Genomic DNA, 16,940 nt, shown 5'->3' on the forward strand with positions numbered 1-16,940 from the left:
TTTGTAAACGACAAAGGGTTCCACTTTTGACAGTGAAACCCAATGTGAACCAAATTGTATTAGTAAGCAATCGTGGTATTATTTTAATTTAGACCATTTCGCATCCAAAGTTTCCAAATAATTATCTTCTTGTTTGTTCCACATATCGAGAGTATTTACTTGCGTTCCATTAAAATCACCATTAAAGAACAAGTACAGTTTATCATCAACTATTTTAAATGTTTCTGGGTTTATAGAGAATTTCGAAGCTTTCTCTGCTACACCCCAAGCACAATATCCTTCACATTCGGGTAAAAACTTGTTAGGGTTTGCTTTAAATGCTGTAGCATTTGCCTTTGAAGCAAAATGATATTCCGTAGTACCAATTTTTTCAATAATGTTGTTGCTTCCTTTAGTAGCTTTATTTACTGTGTGGTAAGCCACAACATCATAACCACCTAGCGCCAAACCATTTTTGTCAATTGGATCTACTTGAGCTAGTATTGTATTAGAAAATAGGGAGATGAATGCGACTACAAATGCGATTTTTAAACTTTTCATATTTTTGTTTTTAATTTAAATTTATTTTTTAAAATTGGGCGGTAACTGCAAGTTCCTCTATGGGTTCAATACTCCAGTCTCCTTCGATCATGCGATGTACATAGCAAGCGTCAGCTTGTTTAAGCAGTTCTGCTTTTTGCTCTTCGGTGATATTTCCTTCGATTTTTATTTTTCCAGTTACTGTGGTAGATAATTTTCCTTCTGGACCACGTTTTACATTTAGCTCAAATTCGCCATCAACATCTTCAATGTGCCAATCGTTCTTACGAGCAATGTAGCGTACAGTTGCTACTTTACACATAGCCAAACTAGATAGAATTAAATCCTCTGGCGAGAAACCCAAATCGGTTCCCTTGCTAGACAAAGGCTCATCTCCGGTAATAGAATGTCTTCCGTTTGTGATAAAAGATTGATAGCCAGTTGGCAAATTCTTAATGTTTATCTTTTTTCCCATAATCTTAATTTTTTAAAATGCTATTTAGGTGACTTGAGATAACCGATTTGCTGTGAACTCCATTTTGCGTACCTACAATCTCACCATTTTTAAAGTAAAACAAAGCAGGAATGCTTCTTACCTTAAATTGTGCGGCTAACTCTGGATTCTCATCTACATTTATTTTAGAAATAATGGCTTTTCCATCAAAGTCTAAAGCTAATTCTTCAAGTGTAGGATGTAGCGCTTTACAAGGACCACACCAGTCGGCAAAAAAGTCAACGAGAACGACTTGGTTATTGTTTACTGTGGTGTCAAAATTTGATTTGTCTAAATGTTGTATCATGATGTTATTTTTTTTGGAACACGAAGTGTCGTTATTAGCGAAACTTCGCGCTATATTGTTAATTATAATTCAGGAGCAACTGGAAAATCAATCGCTACATCAGTGGCATTATGTAAATAATTAGTAACGGTAATAACTCCTATGGCGATAATGATATCTACCAAATTCCCTTTTGTGTAACCTGCAGCATAAAAAGCAGCTGTTTCTTCGGCAGTAATTTTACCTTGATTAGCAACAAGAGCGCGTGCTGTTTGAGTAAGCGTATTAAGTTTAGCATCCCAGCTAGCACCACCTTTTCGTAATTCGATAGCTTGCTCATCTGTGAAGCCATTCATTTTTGCAATAGCCGTATGTGCAGATTGACAGTAACGACATTCGTTTAGTTGGCTTACTGCTAAATCGATAGCTTCTTTTTCTTTTTTGGATAAAGAGGTAGCAGCTCCAGAGAATTGCATAAAGCTTCCCAGTGCATTTTCAGAGTGAGCCATTGCAGCATATAAATTAGGAACAAACCCTAATCCTTTTTGCAGGTTATCAAAAATGGCTTGATTGTTTGCAGAAACTTCTTCTCTTGTAGGTACGTTAAATGTTGACATGATTTTTTTTGTTTTAAAAGTTGAATTAATAATTATATAAATAAGTTGTTTTCGTCACAGTAGTAATCGTTGATGGCAAGTGCGTCACAAAAATGAGCCTGATCTACGGCGATTAATTGTGGTTGAACTTCTTTTGAGCTTTCGATAAAAAACGACTTAACGTTAGCTATTATTTGAGTGAATATTGTCATGATTGTTGTTGTTTTAATTTGTTGGTACAAAGGTGCGAACAAAGACGGCCTAAAAGTTAGTTCACATTTCCCGACGAGTTGCCCATTCTTCCTTTAGCCTGCTTTTTATGGTAAAAGCGACGGTTTTTGAGCCCAAAAAGGCATTTTTTTAAGTAAATCAACTTAAATCAGAAAGTAATAATGTTGAGAAAGTGAAAAGAAGCATAGTATTTTGGGCGTGCCCCTTCGTAAAAACTACGGGTCAGGCTATCTCTCCAATCTTTTACGGGGCATAAAAAGCCCCATAAAAGGATTTCCGTTCTATCCTTCACGCAATACCCTTACACGAGAGCATTTTGTAGAAAAAAAGAAAGTAATCTACGCAATAGACTCAACGCTGCTGAGACGTTTTCAGCGAGACAAACTGCATGGAAGTTATTTGAGAATGATTATTGGATAATGCCATGCATACAAAATTTATAACAAAATATTTGTCACTCTGAAAGAGTCACTATGCAATAGACTCAAAACTGCTTAGACGCTTTCAGCGAGACAAACTGAATGGAAGTAGATCGAAGATCATTATTGGACAATGCAATGCACACAAACTTATTCATGCACCATTTGTCACTCTGCAAGAGTCTCTACGAAATTGACTCAAAGCTGCTGAGACGCTTTCAGCGAGACAAACTGTAATGAAGTTTATTGAGGATAATTGTTGGGTAATGCCATGCACACAAACTTATTCACGCACCATCTGTCACTCTGAAAGAGTCACTATGCAATAGACTCAAAACTGCTTAGACGCTTTCAGCGAGACAAACTGAATGTAGGAAGTAGATCGAAGATCATTATTGGACAACCCTAAGCACACAAGCTTATTCACGCACCATTTGTCACTCTAAAAGAGTCACTACGCAGCAGACTCACAGTTGCTGAGACGCTTTCAGCGAGACAAACTGAATGGAAGTTGATCGAGGATCATTATTGGACAATGCAATGCACAAAATTTATAACACAATGTCTGTCACTCTGCAAGAGTCTCTACGCAATAGACACAAAGCTGCTGAGATGCTTTCAGCGAGACAAACTGAATGGAAGTTGATCGAGAATCATTATTGGACAATGCCATGCACAATATTTGTTACTCTGAAAGAGTCTCTACGCAATAGACTCAAAGCTGCTGAGACGCTTTCAGCTAGACAAACTGAATGGAAGTTGATCGAAGATTATTATTGGACAATGCCATGCACACAAAATTTATAACACAATATTTGTCACTTTGAAAGAGTCTCTACGCAATAGACACAAAGCTGCTGAGCTGCTTTCAGCGAGACAAACTGAATGGAAGTTGATCGAGGATCATTATTGGACAACGCCATGCACAAAATTTATAACACAATATTTGTCACTCTGAAAGAGTCTCTACTCAATAGACTCAAAGCTGCTGAGACGCTTTTAGCGAGACAAACTAAATGGAAGTTGATTGAGGATTATTATTGGACAATGCAATGCACACAAATTTTATTACATACCATTTGGCACTCTGCAAGACTCTCTAAGCAATAGGCTCAAAGCTGCTGAGACGCTTTCAACGAGACAAACTATGAGTTGTAGGGAAGTTGTAAAATATTCTATTATCCGAGTCCTATTATTTTCTTCTCTCGGCAAAGAAACGTTTCATTAAGTCGGAAGCTTCATCCGCAAGTACACCACGTACAACGGTTGTTTTGGGGTGTAGTTGTCCGCCCATTTTTTCAAATCCACGATGGTCATCACTCGCGCCAAATACAATTTTTGAAATTTGACTCCAATACAAAGCTCCTGCACACATTTGACAAGGCTCTAGAGTAACATATAAAGTACAGTCTTTTAGATATTTTCCACCCAAGAAATTAGCTGCAGCTGTAATAGCTTGCATCTCGGCATGAGCAGTTACATCATTGAGTAATTCGGTAAGATTATGCGAACGTGCAATGATGCGGTTGTCTACAACGATAATGGCACCCACGGGTATTTCGCCTTTTTGAAAAGCGGCCTGAGCTTCTTGTAACGCCAATTTCATCAAATAATCATCAGAAAAAAAATCTATCATGCTGTAAAAGTACAATTTTCAAATTATTAAAATAATCTCAATTTAAAATAATGGTCCTGTGAAATCTGGACCTGTTGCTTGCAGAAGCGTTGTGTGGCTGCGATAGTTTTTAATAGAAGAATACTGCAAATAGAAAGGCATTATTAAAAGTTTTATCAGACAGTAAAAGCAAATAAAATTAAAACCGTAAATTCGCTTTTTACAATAATATGAAAAACAATCTTCTCCAAAATATCTACAACCCAACCGATTTGCGTCTTCTTACCGAAGCGCAATTACCTCAATTAGCACAAGAACTTCGTGATTTTATTATTGGAGTAGTGGCTGTGAAAGAGGGGCATTTGGGAGCGAGTTTGGGAGTAGTTGAATTAACCGTTGCTTTGCATTATGTTTTTAACACTCCAGATGATTTGCTAATTTGGGATGTGGGACACCAAGCTTATGGTCACAAGATTTTAACAGAAAGAAGAGCGCGCTTTGATACGAATAGGCAGATGGGTGGTATCTCGGGTTTTCCTAAAAGGAGTGAAAGTGTATACGATGCTTTTGGTGTCGGCCACTCGTCCACTTCCATCTCAGCAGCACTAGGAATGGCAATTGCTTCTAATTTGAAAGGGGAATTCGAAAAACAACACATTGCCGTAATTGGAGATGCTTCGATTGCATCCGGAATGGCATTTGAAGGATTGAATCATGCTGGAGTAACAGATGCTAATCTTCTAGTGATCTTAAATGATAATGCTATCGGAATTGATCCAAGCGTGGGTGCTTTAAAAAACTATTTGACTGCAGTCAAAACAGGTAAGAATCACCGCCAAAATAATATGATCAAATCTTTGAATTTTGATTATTCAGGACCAATTGATGGGAATGATATGGCTGCTGTAGTTAAAGAATTAAAGAGATTGCAAAAAATTAAAGGTCCAAAATTCCTGCATATTATTACAATCAAAGGAAAGGGATTAAAGCAAGCCGAAGAAGACCAAGTAAAGTATCATGCTCCAGGCAAATTTGATGCATTATCGGGAGAGATTTATTTAAAATCAGAAGAAAATTTACCGCCAAAATACCAGGATGTGTTTGGTTTAACATTGTTGGACTTAGCGAAGAAAAATAAAAAAATTATAGGAATCACCCCCGCAATGCCTTCTGGGAGTTCATTAAAATTTATGATGGAAGCGTTACCAGAACGCGCATTTGATGTGGGAATTGCAGAACAACATGCTGTAACTCTCGCTGCAGGAATGGCGACACAGGGTATGATAGTGTACTGCAACATTTATTCTACTTTTTTGCAACGTGCGTATGATCAAGTAATACATGATGTAGCTTTGCAAAATTTACCTGTAATATTTTGTTTGGATAGGGCAGGATTGGTAGGAGAGGATGGGGCAACTCACCATGGTGTTTATGATATAGCTTATTTGAGGTGCATACCAAACATGGTTATCTTCTCACCGCTGAATGAGATTGAGTTACAAAATATTTTATATACTGTTCAGCTGGGTATTGATTTTCCAATTGTGATTCGTTACCCGCGTGGCCGTGGCGTAACACTCAATTGGCAAAAAGATCATTTAGGTAATTATACGGAGTTAGAAATAGGACAATCAAAATGTTTGCGACAAGGAACAACTGTAGCAGTACTATCAAATGGACCCATTGGTAAAAATGTTACCGCTGCGATTCATAATTTAGGTGAGCAAGACAAAATTGCACACTATGATTTTCCTTTTGTTAAACCTTTGGATGAAAAAACCTTACATTATATATGTAAAACCTTCAAAAAAATTTTAACAGTCGAGGATGGCACAGTAATTGGTGGGTTTGGTGCATCGATTTTGAACTTTTGTTCACAAAATAATTATGTGCTTCCGGTAGAAAAATTAGGAGTGCCTGATACATTTATTGAGCATGGAACAGTCGATGAATTGCAACATATGTGTAAAATAGACGTTAGAAGTTTGACCAGCCATTTTTTAGGCTTATAAAAATAAAAAAAAGTTACAGATGAAATTAATTCATATTACTCTCCTTTGTTTGATCATTACGACTTCTGCATTTTCGCAGAAAATTATAACGAGTTTAAATCCAATACCTGTAAAGGTAGATAGTATCTCACACTGGGAAAAGAAAAACATCATAGGTTTTACAATTTCAGAAATTCTATTTGTGAACTGGAATGCGGGGGGGACCAATTCTATTTCTGGTTTGCTAAGAACACAATTTAATAGAAATTATTCCAACGATAACACTAAGTGGGCCAACGAACTTATAATGCGTTATGGATTAAATAAACAAGATGGAATCTCTGTGCGTAAGACAGATGATGCTTTTCAGTTTACTTCTACTTTTGGTTACCGCGAGAATACAAATTCCAATTGGTACCACAGTGCCAAGTTTAATTTCAATACACAATTTTCAAACGGTTACAGCTACCCCAATACAGAAATATCAGTCTCAGGGCCATTTGCTCCCGCATATTCCTTTTTAGGAGTTGGTGCCGAATATGCTTCAGAGAAAAAGGATAGATTATTTTATTTCTCACCTTTTACTTCAAAGGTTACTTATGTTGGTAATCAAAGACTGGCCGATAAGGGATCTTTCGGTGTGCCGAAAGCAATTTATGATGAGGATGGGAATTTGGTTAAGCATGGTGAAAAAGTCAAATCAGAGTTAGGTACTTTAATAACTGCTTATCACAAGCAAAAAGTGGCCAAAAATATCACATTAGAAAACCGTTTAAGTTTGTATTCTGACTACATCAATAAATATGGAAATGTTGATATAGATTACGAACTAGCATTTGACTTAGTTGTAAATCAATATGTAAAAACCAATATTGGTATGCATATAATTTATGATGATGATATTAAGGCTAAGGACGAAATTAACGGAGAACAAGTTACTGTAGGTCCAAAAACGCAGTTGAAACAAGTCCTGGGAGTTGGTATGACATACAGTTTCTAGTAAAAAAAATATCTTTTTCTTGCAGTACAAATGACTGCAAGAAAAAGATATTTTATATTAAAAGATTACTGGAGTTTAATAATATAATTTACATTCAAATAATCTAGATACCCTTCTTACCGTTGATAGTATTGAATAATTCTAATGCATTACCATCAGTAAGCAATGAGATGAAATGACACATGTGTAAAAGACGGTCGTATAAACTTTCTTTTGCAATATGATGTTTTTCGGGTAAAAGTTTCATAATCAAAGCGTCATAATTTGAACCCTTACCATCATGGCAATTGTTAAAAGCTGTGATAAATTTGTCCAATAATGTCTGGATAATTTGATAGCCAACAATTTCTTTTTCAATCACTTCACGACTTTGGTATATTTTATCAACGCTCAAATTAATTATATCTTTCATCTGCGCTTTGTACTTGCTCTTATCCATTATCGAATAGGGAAATTTTCCGGCAAGAATAGCTTCTTCATTTTCGATAAAAACATTTACGGCATCACTAATCAAACTCCCAATTGCCAAAGCTCGCAAATAACTAATACGGTCTTCTTTTGTCTCAAGTGTTTTGTATTTTGAACTATCAATACTGTCTTTTACAAGATTGATTAGGTATTCTAAAGCGAAATCTTCAGACACAAGTCCAAGATTAATACCATCCTCAAAATCAATAATTGTGTAGCAAATATCATCTGCAGCTTCGACCAAGTAAGCAAGAGGATGCCTCTCAAAACCTGTATCATCTCCTGATTTATTTGGGATCATCCCTAAATCTGTTGCTACTTCTTTAAAAAACTCCTTATCAGTTTGAAAGAAACCATATTTTTTATCTGCAATATTTTGAGTAGGTTTCTTAGGTAAGCTTTCTTTTGGATATTTGGTAAAAGCACCAAGCGTTGCAAACGAAATTCTTAAGCCTCCTTCAATTCCCGGACGGGTACTGGTAAGAACTGTAAAGCCATTTGCATTTCCTTCAAAATCAACCAAATCTTGCCACTGCTTTGGAGTTAGATGCTCTTTATATTGTTGTCCGTTTCCTATAGAGAAATATTCACCAATTGCTTTTTCACCTGAATGGCCAAATGGTGGATTTCCTATATCATGTGCCAATGATGCCGCAGCTACAATAGCGCCAAAGTCATTCATATGAAAGCCGTGAACTTCTTTTAAATGTGGGTGTTTTTCAATAATCTTCTTTCCTACCAAACGGCCCAAAGAACGACCCACAACCGAAACTTCCAAACTATGTGTCAATCGGGTGTGTACAAAATCTGTTTTTGAAAGCGGAATCACCTGTGTCTTGTCTTGTAAACTTCTAAAAGCTGCCGAGAAAATAATTCGATCATAATCAACTTCAAAACCCAATCTAGTGTCATCTTGTTCGATACGTAACCTTTTGCCTTTGTCTCCCTGACGCCTTAATGATAAAAGTTGTTCCCAGTTCATGGTATTGTTTTGTGTAATTTAGATTGGTTTCAAAGATACTTAAAAGCGAGCAATAGCAATAATTTTGTAAGGATTTCTAAAACGTACGTCTATTTGAGAATTTTGAACTAATTTTAGGATTCCCAAATACTCTGTAAACATGTTATATACTGGTCAGCTCAATGAATTTGTACGATTAGCCGAAATTGATGCTAGCAATTGTGAACTGCTCAGAGAGAAAGTAGGCGAAAGTTTAAGCGTAATTTGGTGTCAAGAGGATATGAAAGTAAATGTTGATGGTAATGACTATGTATTTGCAAAAGACACGGTTTTATTTTTGACCGAATACCACAAAGTCACGATCGTATCTGTTACAAAAGCACGATTGGTGCGATTTAATCGTGCTTTCTATTGTATATCCGACCATGATGGTGAGGTGGGGTGCAAGGGAATTTTGTTCTTTGGAGCTTCCCAGTTTCCAAAAATAACTATTCCAGAAAATGAAATAGAAAAGTTTGAAGTTCTTTGGAAGATGTTTATTATCGAAATGGAATCTAAAGACAGTCTTCAAAATGATATGCTCCAAATGATGCTTAAGCGTCTTCTCATCTTAAGTACTCGAATTTATAAGGAACAAACGGAGCTCACTACTTTCGATAAAAATCAATTAGATATTGTGAGAGAATACAATTACTTGGTCGAGAGCCATTTTAAAACCAAGCATCAAGTTGCTGATTATGCCGAGATGTTACATAAAAGTCCCAAAACTCTTTCGAATCTATTTAAGAAATACAACGAAAAATCACCCTTGCAAATTATTCAAGCCCGAATTGTACTCGAAGCCCGTCGACTGCTTCATTATTCTGATTTAACAATCAAGGAAATTGCTTATGAAGTTGGTTATGAGGATATTCAAGCCTTTAGCAAATTTTTCAAAAAAGCAGAAGGTCTCTCTCCCTCAGATTTTAAAAAATCGTTAGTAGCTTAATTTTTAAAGTAGAAATACATTTATTGATTCTAGTTCGATTTCATTCTTAATTCATATGACAAAAGTAGGAGCACCAGCATGCTATTGCACTAAAATTCTTTTTGTTGGTGATTTGTCTTTCTTAAAGTCGTATTTTTGATAACAGATCCCATTTCAATCTTAGCCCCACCATGACTTCAAAAAAGGATTCTCCTATTCAAAGAATTGAACCGCCTTTCTGGTATGCGGGTATGTGTAATAAGGAATTGCAAATCTTATTTTACGGCGAAAATATTGCTAAAAATTTTGTAGAAACTACAGAACAGGGCATCATTATCAAAGTCACCAAAACGGATAATGCCAACTTTATATTTGTAACGATTAATGTGAATTGGGAGATTGAAAAGGAAATTCTATTTATTTTTAAAAGAAATAATAAAATTTTATTCAGTCAAAAATACAGCATTAAACAACGTCGTAAAAATTCGGCAGATCGTAAAGGCTTTGATTCCTCGGATGTTGTCTATCTCATCATGCCAGACCGTTTTGCTAATGGCAACGGACTTAATGACAATGATAAAACAGTAACCGAAAAGTACAATAGAGAATTGCCTGGCGGTCGTCATGGTGGAGATATTAATGGTATTACACAGCATTTAGATTACATACAGTCCTTGGGCGTAACTGCTTTGTGGAATACTCCTGTTTGTGAAGATAATGAAGCCGAGTTCTCTTATCACACCTATGCGCAATCAGACGTATATAAGGTAGATCCTCGCTTTGGAACAAATGAAGATTATGTTCGCTTGTCTGAAGGACTGCACCAGCGCGGAATGAAATTAATTCATGACTATGTAACTAATCATTGGGGATTACAGCACTGGATGGTCAAAGATCCACCGACAAAAGATTGGATCAATACTTTTGAAACCTATGTACAAACAAATCATAAGCGTACTACCGTTATCGACGTCAATGCCTCAAAAATCGACAGACAGCAATGCATAGAAGGCTGGTTTGTTCCCAGCATGCCTGATCTCAATATAACAAATCCGCTGGTGCTTAAATATTTAACTCAAAATGCAATTTGGTGGATTGAATATGCTAATCTAGACGGTTTACGGATTGACACCTTCAATTATGCCGAACCATTGCAAATGGTGAAGTGGACGAAAGCAATCATGACTGAGTATCCCAATTTTAACATGGTCGGGGAAATAACCCAACGCAATCACGGAATTTTGTCATACTGGCAAAAGGACAGTAAAACGGGTGAAATTTATAATTTTAATTCCAACTTACCTTCCTTGATGGATTTTTCCCTTTGTGATGCGTTGCAGTTGGCTTTTAATGATGATGATGGGATGTGGGACAAAGGGATGACGAGGATTTATGACTCACTCACATTTGACTTTTTGTATCCTAATGTGCATAATTTATTGATTTTTGCTGAAAATCATGATTCCAAGAGGTTGAATCACTGCTACGAACTGGACTTACAAAAGTACAAGCTGGCGATGGTTGTGCTAGCTACTGTGCGCGGAATCCCGCAGTTGTATTATGGTTCAGAAGTAGGAATGGCAGGAGATCAATATTTTATGGGTGACGCCGATATTAGACAGGATTTTCCAGGTGGTTGGGTAGGAGATGCGAGCAATGCTTTTTATGCAGAAGGACGCACAGAGGATCAGAAAGCTTATTTTGAGTTTACCTCTCAATTATTTCAATGGCGGAAGACAAAAGCAGCTATTCATTTTGGCAAAACAACACACTATATTCCGGAGGATAATATTTATGTCTACTTTCGATATAATAATGAAGATTCAATTATGGTAATTATCAATAATAAGACTGAAATGGGTACAGTAAGAACAATTCGATTCAAAGAAAATATAGAAAAGTTCACAACAGGCTTATCTGTTTTTACAAATGAAGAAATAGAACTAATCAATGATATTTCGATCGAAGGAAAATCTTTTTTAATCTTAGAGTTGAGGTAAATAGCTAATCATTTTGTTATTGATCCTCTAATAAAGTTTGATTAAGGTAGGTGTTAATCTGTAGAATCAGAAAAAAAAACTGAATTTGCAATTTGGATTTACCTGCTTATTACCTAATGTTATTTGGGAGTATATTGACACTTTTAAATAATAAATTTCTACATAGTCACTTTTTGTAGCATCTATAAAAAATTGCTCAAATTACCATTTATCTTCGCAGCTAATAAATATGGAGCTTTGACTAGTTTATGTACCTTTGCTAAAAATTATTTTTATGCTAAAAATAGGTCATCGTGGTGCTCGAGGTCATAAACCAGAGAATACTTTACTAGGCTTTGAAAAAGCAATTTCATTTCATGTTGATCAAATTGAGCTAGATGTTCATTTGAGCAAGGACGGAGAGATTGTTGTCATTCATGATGAAACTATCGATAGAACGACAAACGGAACAGGCAATGTAAATGAATTAACGCTTTTGCAAATTCAAAATTTTTGTATCGAAGGTGAACAAATTATTCCAACCTTAACGCAGGTTCTAGATTTGATCGCGGATAAGTGCGATATCAACATTGAAATCAAAAGCTTTGAGTCAACCGAGAAAGTCGTTCGTTTAATTGAGGAATATGTGTCGAATAAAAATTGGAAATACTCCCGATTTTTAGTTTCGAGTTTTGACTGGAAGGCTTTAGAAAAAGTCAATGATTTAAATTCGGCCATTCCTATAGGTGTTTTAACAGAGGAAGATCTTGATGAGGCAGTAGTATTTGCCAAAAATATAAAAGCCAAAAGTATTAATCCAGACTTTCATTTATTAACTAAAGAAAATGTTCTCGAAATACAAAATCAAGGTTTTGAAGTTTTTACCTGGACAGTTAATGAGATGGAGGATATAGAGCGAATGAAAACATTTAAAGTGGACGGAATCATATCTGATTATCCCGATAGATTATAAATTTTGCGTTGTGCAAAAACAAGAATAAGATGAATCAAGATTTTGATATAATTATAGTAGGTGGTGGTGCAGCTGGATTTTTTACGGCAATAAATATTGTTGAGAAAAACCCTAAATTAAAGGTTGTGATACTAGAACGTGGTAATGAAGTATTACAAAAAGTTCGTGTTTCGGGTGGTGGGCGTTGCAATGTGACACATGCTTGCTTTGAGCCAAACGAATTGGTGAAGTTCTACCCTAGAGGAGAAAAAGAATTAAGAGGTCCTTTTCATCAGTTTTGTTCGGGAGATACTATAGAATGGTTTGAAAAGCATGGTGTGGAGTTAAAAATTGAGGAAGATGGCAGGATGTTTCCAGTTTCTAATTCATCTCAATCAATCATCGACTGCTTTTTACAAGCTACTCAAAAACTTGGAATTAAAGTTCTAACTGGTCAAAGTGTTCAATCTATTTTTAAACCTGAAATGTCGAAAGGCAATATTTGGAAAGTAGAAACCCAAACTGGAAATTACGTGGCCGAAAAATTAATTCTTGCTACGGGTAGCAATCCTAAAATATGGGAAATGCTGCAAACTTATGGTCATGCAATTATAAATCCGGTTCCGTCCTTATTTACATTTAACATCAAAGATACTCGAATTAAAGAATTACCTGGTGTTGCTGCATTGGCTACGGTCAAAGTTAAAAATACAAAACTGGAGTCAACGGGACCACTGCTTATTACCCACTGGGGAATGAGTGGCCCTGCAGTGTTGAAATTATCCGCTTGGGGCGCCCGAATCTTACATGACAAAAATTATCAATTTTCTATTTATGTAAATTGGTTAAATGATACAGATGCAGTAGATGCAGAGAAAAAATTAAAAGAACTGAAACAAGAACATGCCAAAAAAGCGGTTTCAAAAAAATCTCCATTTGATTTTCCTAATCGTTTGTGGGAAAGTTTAGTGCTGGCTTCAGCAATTGATATTGACACAAAATGGGCAGACTTGTCCAAAGTGCAATTACAAAGTTTATCCAATCAATTGACAAATGGTGTGTTTCAAGTCAATGGGAAAAGTACTTTTAAAGAAGAGTTTGTTACCGCTGGAGGAATTGATTTAAAGGAAATTAATTTTAAAACAATGGAAAGTAAGTTGCATGAAAACCTCTATTTTGCTGGTGAAATTGTAAATATTGATGCGATAACTGGAGGTTTTAATTTTCAAAACGCATGGACCAGTGGATTTATCGTAGCAAATGCAATTTAAACGTTTTTTTATATATATTTGCCCAAACTCAGATTATACTTTCAAACTGAGGTAATTCAAAACTTAGCAAATGAAAAAAACATTACTCTTTGTTGCCATAATAGTTTCTCTTTTTAGTTGTGTATCAGATAATCTTGATGGAGCAGAATTAGTTTTCTCAGAAGAAACTGTAGTTTTTAAAGGTTCTGAAACAAAATCTCTTTATATCTCAACAAATCCAAAATCAGATTGTGATTATCAAATTACTTCAATGCCTAGTTGGGTTAAGGCTGATCGTAAATCTGGAAATTTAAATGCCTCGAATGGTATTAATGAAATAATATTAACTTCAGATCTAACAAATTTACAGCCCGGAACCTATGAAGGTAATTTGGAATTTACGACAACACTAGGAAACAAAACAATTCTTTTGCAAGCAATTGTTGGAGATAATTTGACGTACACTGTTCCCAAAACCCTCAATTTCTCTATTAGCGATAATGAAGTAAAATTTACAATAAAGAACAACGGTAATGTTCCATTGTCATATACTATTGACAATCAAAACACAAAAACCACATTATCTTCAAATTCAGGCACAATTGAAGTTCGTGGTCAAAAAGAAATTGCAGTAACTATCAATAGAGATGGTTTCCCAAATGGATTGACCAGTTTCAACTTAAACTTAAAGATTAACAACAGTGCAGAAACAATTGCTGTTACTGTCGATAATTTTAAAGAGCTGAAATCAATGGTAGTGGGTGATGTAATGGATGCTGAATATTCCAAGGTTAAAGATCAATTGGTTTTTGTATCAGCAAATCCGTCAAAATTATCAATATATAATCCTAGTACATCAAGTATGGAGACGGTTCCATTAGTATACACGCCAACTTGTGTATCTGTATCACAAGATGGAGAAACTGCGGTTGTAGGTCACGATGGGCATATCACTTATATCAATTTAAAAACAAAATCAATTATAAAAACTTACAGTTCGTCATGTTTTGCACTCGATATTGTATTAGGTAATAATAAGTGGGCATACGTATTTCCTAAAGAAAATCAATGGACGTATATTAGGTGTATCAATATGAATTTATCAAATGATAATGAAACATATAGCACTGGTGGTTCAATTTATGCAGGAACAAAAGGAAGATTACATCCGTCTGGTAAGTATATTTACGGAGCAGACAACGGACTAAGTCCTTCAGATATTGAAAAGTATGATATTCAGAATGGCGTTGCAAACATGCTTTATGACTCTCCTTACCATGGTGATTACCCAATGTCTGGAAATTTATGGTTTACGGAAGATGGAAACAGAATTTTCACAAGAGGTAAAACAGTATTAAAAACTTCTGATATTAAAACTTCAGATATGATTTACAATGGTAGTATTACTGCCGATTCGAATATAGAATGGCTTAATCATTCAGCTGCAAAAGATAATTTATTCGTCATCATAAATTCGGGTAATGTTTGGCAAAATGAAAGGTTGCCTTACATCTACACTTATAACGCTATCAATCTAAACTTTAAAAACAAACTTGAATTAGAAAAGTATCAAGTGCAAAATACGACAGGTGGGTTTAATTATTTTGATGCAGAACCTCACTTTGTATTTAGCAATTCTTCAGGTAATGTTATTTACGTATTGACCAAAGCCAAAGGTTCAGGCTTAGTAAATGAGTGGGCTATTCAAAAAATGCTCGTTCAGTAATGACTCTATTAGTTCGAAAGTTAAAAAGCTAACGATAGTGAAAGTAAATTGTAAAAGCTGTTCTAAAGGTATAGAGCAGCTTTTCTGTTTATTTGATAATCAGATTGCTATGTCATCTTCGATAATGACAGTATTAACATGGATTTACATATTTACTAAGAATTTGTTAAGAAGAATCAACTAATTTTACTTTTAGATATTATATTAGAAACAATGAAGTTCAAGTTATTTACCATATTACTTCTTTTTGCTGCTCAAATGTGTATTGCACAAGTTGTGACAGGTAAAATAATTTTTAATACTTATGGTGTGTCTAAAGTAGAGGTGATTAATGCTACAACTCGAACTCTTACGGTATCAGACGACAATGGTGATTTTTCTATAGCCGCAAAACTTAATGAAGAACTTGTCTTCGTCTCAAAAGACCATAATTTCAAAAAAATAAAAGTCACAGCAGATATAATAAATACAAATAATGTGGTCATAGACATCGCTTTGATACCAGAAGAATTAAAGGAAGTTGTAGTGTCAAACACGCCATCTGTTAAATTGAGTGGCGATAGGAGTTGGGAAAGGGGTAAGGTAGATACGTATGCGCTGGACAAAAGCACAAGTGCATTGAAAGTCACAGGCGTGAATATGGGGACTACTGCAGGAATTGACTTTGCTAGATTGGGAGGTAAATTGATTGACTTATTTAAGAAAAACAAAAAACCTCGTCAAGAAGAATTACCGCTAAGTAATTTTCAAGAGTTTGCAAAAGCGAGCTGCAGTACGAGCTACTTCACAAAAACTTTAAATTTAAAGCCAGAAGAAGTCATGTTGTTTTTAGAATTCTGTGAGACTGATGATGAGTCACTTGAAATTCTCAATACCAATAATAAATTAAGTACAATGGATTTTTTATATAAAAAAAGCTTAGAATTTAAAAAACAATAGGTCTCAGAGATTTAAAATATTTATCTAAAACCTATTCGTACATTCCCGTAAAAATTTAACGGTTTAGCCACCAAATACTTCCATTTAAGACCATTGCGAAACTTACCCAGGCCAAATACGGCAAGAATAAGTAACCAGATATTTTATTTATTTTACTAAATTGTATGTAAGTTTCATATACCAATAACCATAGAATTACAATTTCTATTAGTGCCAATAAAGGGTTGTGAAGACCAAAGAACAAATAGGACCAAAGTGCATTTAGCCCCAATTGAACGGCAAATACAATTAGTGCCTTTTTGACTATTTCTTGTTCATAATCGATTCGATCCCAAACTAATCCTGCCGCTACTCCCATCATGACATATAATAAACTCCAAACACGAGCGAATACCCAATTAGGAGGGTTAAAGCTTGGCTTGATCAAAGTTGGGTACCAATTGGTAATTGCAGATTGCGTAACTGTACTAGCGTAATAACCTATTGCTAAACAAGTAACAACAATGGTAAGTATTTTTGTAATCTTATTCATAATGGTATGTTTTTTT

16 protein-coding genes are annotated in these 16,940 nt (G+C 35.3%); 8 read left to right on the forward strand and 8 right to left on the reverse strand.

Annotation, left to right across the window (positions count from 1 at the left end; genetic code table 11):
• Positions 1–78: 78 nt before the first annotated feature.
• From LXH21_RS16555 to LXH21_RS16580, 6 genes are all read right to left on the reverse strand, one after another.
• Complete coding sequence (locus LXH21_RS16555) at positions 79–540, reverse strand: YHS domain-containing (seleno)protein (protein ID WP_239868539.1); 462 nt, start codon at positions 538–540, stop codon at positions 79–81.
• 28 nt (positions 541–568) lie between these two features.
• Complete coding sequence (locus LXH21_RS16560) at positions 569–994, reverse strand: OsmC family protein (protein ID WP_239868542.1); 426 nt, start codon at positions 992–994, stop codon at positions 569–571.
• A 4-nt stretch (positions 995–998) separates the two neighbouring features.
• Complete coding sequence (gene trxA, locus LXH21_RS16565; protein ID WP_239868545.1) at positions 999–1,319, reverse strand: thioredoxin; 321 nt, start codon at positions 1,317–1,319, stop codon at positions 999–1,001.
• A 62-nt stretch (positions 1,320–1,381) separates the two neighbouring features.
• Positions 1,382–1,915: a carboxymuconolactone decarboxylase family protein gene (locus LXH21_RS16570; RefSeq protein WP_239868548.1), complete on the reverse strand. Its 534-nt coding sequence runs from the start codon at positions 1,913–1,915 to the stop codon at positions 1,382–1,384.
• A 32-nt stretch (positions 1,916–1,947) separates the two neighbouring features.
• Entirely contained in the window at positions 1,948–2,106 is a 159-nt protein-coding gene (locus LXH21_RS16575) for a hypothetical protein (RefSeq protein ID WP_239868551.1), read from the reverse strand.
• Positions 2,107–3,736: 1,630 nt separating this feature from the next.
• On the reverse strand, positions 3,737–4,180 hold the full coding sequence (locus LXH21_RS16580; protein ID WP_239868554.1) for a nucleoside deaminase: 444 nt from the start codon (positions 4,178–4,180) through the stop codon (positions 3,737–3,739).
• 209 nt (positions 4,181–4,389) lie between these two features.
• On the opposite strand from LXH21_RS16580, the gene LXH21_RS16585 reads away from it, so the two are divergent.
• Together LXH21_RS16585 and LXH21_RS16590 are read left to right on the forward strand one after the other, a co-directional pair.
• Positions 4,390–6,171 (forward strand): 1-deoxy-D-xylulose-5-phosphate synthase, encoded by a 1,782-nt coding sequence (locus tag LXH21_RS16585; RefSeq protein ID WP_239868557.1) that lies wholly within the window; start codon positions 4,390–4,392, stop codon positions 6,169–6,171.
• 19 nt (positions 6,172–6,190) lie between these two features.
• On the forward strand, positions 6,191–7,150 hold the full coding sequence (locus LXH21_RS16590; protein WP_239868561.1) for a DUF3078 domain-containing protein: 960 nt from the start codon (positions 6,191–6,193) through the stop codon (positions 7,148–7,150).
• Between the two features lie 103 nt (positions 7,151–7,253).
• Here LXH21_RS16590 and LXH21_RS16595 read toward each other — a convergent pair whose 3' ends face one another.
• Entirely contained in the window at positions 7,254–8,600 is a 1,347-nt protein-coding gene (locus tag LXH21_RS16595; RefSeq protein ID WP_239868564.1) for a deoxyguanosinetriphosphate triphosphohydrolase, read from the reverse strand.
• A 139-nt stretch (positions 8,601–8,739) separates the two neighbouring features.
• On the opposite strand from LXH21_RS16595, the gene LXH21_RS16600 reads away from it, so the two are divergent.
• The 6 genes from LXH21_RS16600 to LXH21_RS16625 all read left to right on the forward strand — a co-directional run bounded on the left by LXH21_RS16600 (position 8,740) and on the right by LXH21_RS16625 (position 16,392).
• Complete coding sequence (locus LXH21_RS16600; protein WP_239868567.1) at positions 8,740–9,567, forward strand: helix-turn-helix domain-containing protein; 828 nt, start codon at positions 8,740–8,742, stop codon at positions 9,565–9,567.
• Positions 9,568–9,737: 170 nt separating this feature from the next.
• The gene (locus LXH21_RS16605; RefSeq protein ID WP_239868570.1) at positions 9,738–11,546 is read left to right on the forward strand and encodes a glycoside hydrolase family 13 protein; all 1,809 of its coding nucleotides are present in this window, start codon (positions 9,738–9,740) and stop codon (positions 11,544–11,546) included.
• Positions 11,547–11,820: 274 nt separating this feature from the next.
• Positions 11,821–12,498 (forward strand): glycerophosphodiester phosphodiesterase, encoded by a 678-nt coding sequence (locus LXH21_RS16610; protein ID WP_239868573.1) that lies wholly within the window; start codon positions 11,821–11,823, stop codon positions 12,496–12,498.
• A 29-nt stretch (positions 12,499–12,527) separates the two neighbouring features.
• Positions 12,528–13,748 (forward strand): BaiN/RdsA family NAD(P)/FAD-dependent oxidoreductase, encoded by a 1,221-nt coding sequence (locus LXH21_RS16615; RefSeq protein ID WP_239868576.1) that lies wholly within the window; start codon positions 12,528–12,530, stop codon positions 13,746–13,748.
• A 70-nt stretch (positions 13,749–13,818) separates the two neighbouring features.
• Entirely contained in the window at positions 13,819–15,453 is a 1,635-nt protein-coding gene (locus tag LXH21_RS16620) for a BACON domain-containing protein (protein ID WP_239868578.1), read from the forward strand.
• A 213-nt stretch (positions 15,454–15,666) separates the two neighbouring features.
• Positions 15,667–16,392, forward strand: coding sequence for a hypothetical protein (locus LXH21_RS16625; protein ID WP_239868581.1), 726 nt, complete (start codon positions 15,667–15,669; stop codon positions 16,390–16,392).
• Between the two features lie 55 nt (positions 16,393–16,447).
• Here the strand turns inward: LXH21_RS16625 and LXH21_RS16630 are convergent, their stop codons facing one another.
• Positions 16,448–16,924 carry a TspO/MBR family protein gene (locus LXH21_RS16630; protein WP_239868583.1) on the reverse strand — a complete coding sequence of 159 codons (477 nt, stop codon included), beginning with the start codon at positions 16,922–16,924 and terminating at the stop codon, positions 16,448–16,450.
• Positions 16,925–16,940: the final 16 nt, after the last annotated feature.

This window comes from Flavobacterium algicola (assembly GCF_022399565.1).
Lineage (GTDB): Bacteria > Bacteroidota > Bacteroidia > Flavobacteriales > Flavobacteriaceae > Flavobacterium > Flavobacterium algicola.

Excerpts from the sequence above, each read along its gene's own strand:
- LXH21_RS16555 (WP_239868539.1), bottom strand. The coding sequence starts at position 540 with ATGAAAAGTTTAAAAATCGCATTTGTAGTCGCATTCATCTCCCTATTT.
- LXH21_RS16560 (WP_239868542.1), bottom strand. The coding sequence starts at position 994 with ATGGGAAAAAAGATAAACATTAAGAATTTGCCAACTGGCTATCAATCT.
- trxA (WP_239868545.1), bottom strand. The coding sequence starts at position 1,319 with ATGATACAACATTTAGACAAATCAAATTTTGACACCACAGTAAACAAT.
- LXH21_RS16570 (WP_239868548.1), bottom strand. The coding sequence starts at position 1,915 with ATGTCAACATTTAACGTACCTACAAGAGAAGAAGTTTCTGCAAACAAT.
- LXH21_RS16575 (WP_239868551.1), bottom strand. The coding sequence starts at position 2,106 with ATGACAATATTCACTCAAATAATAGCTAACGTTAAGTCGTTTTTTATC.
- LXH21_RS16580 (WP_239868554.1), bottom strand. The coding sequence starts at position 4,180 with ATGATAGATTTTTTTTCTGATGATTATTTGATGAAATTGGCGTTACAA.
- LXH21_RS16585 (WP_239868557.1), top strand. The coding sequence starts at position 4,390 with ATGAAAAACAATCTTCTCCAAAATATCTACAACCCAACCGATTTGCGT.
- LXH21_RS16590 (WP_239868561.1), top strand. The coding sequence starts at position 6,191 with ATGAAATTAATTCATATTACTCTCCTTTGTTTGATCATTACGACTTCT.
- LXH21_RS16595 (WP_239868564.1), bottom strand. The coding sequence starts at position 8,600 with ATGAACTGGGAACAACTTTTATCATTAAGGCGTCAGGGAGACAAAGGC.
- LXH21_RS16600 (WP_239868567.1), top strand. The coding sequence starts at position 8,740 with ATGTTATATACTGGTCAGCTCAATGAATTTGTACGATTAGCCGAAATT.
- LXH21_RS16605 (WP_239868570.1), top strand. The coding sequence starts at position 9,738 with ATGACTTCAAAAAAGGATTCTCCTATTCAAAGAATTGAACCGCCTTTC.
- LXH21_RS16610 (WP_239868573.1), top strand. The coding sequence starts at position 11,821 with ATGCTAAAAATAGGTCATCGTGGTGCTCGAGGTCATAAACCAGAGAAT.
- LXH21_RS16615 (WP_239868576.1), top strand. The coding sequence starts at position 12,528 with ATGAATCAAGATTTTGATATAATTATAGTAGGTGGTGGTGCAGCTGGA.
- LXH21_RS16620 (WP_239868578.1), top strand. The coding sequence starts at position 13,819 with ATGAAAAAAACATTACTCTTTGTTGCCATAATAGTTTCTCTTTTTAGT.
- LXH21_RS16625 (WP_239868581.1), top strand. The coding sequence starts at position 15,667 with ATGAAGTTCAAGTTATTTACCATATTACTTCTTTTTGCTGCTCAAATG.
- LXH21_RS16630 (WP_239868583.1), bottom strand. The coding sequence starts at position 16,924 with ATGAATAAGATTACAAAAATACTTACCATTGTTGTTACTTGTTTAGCA.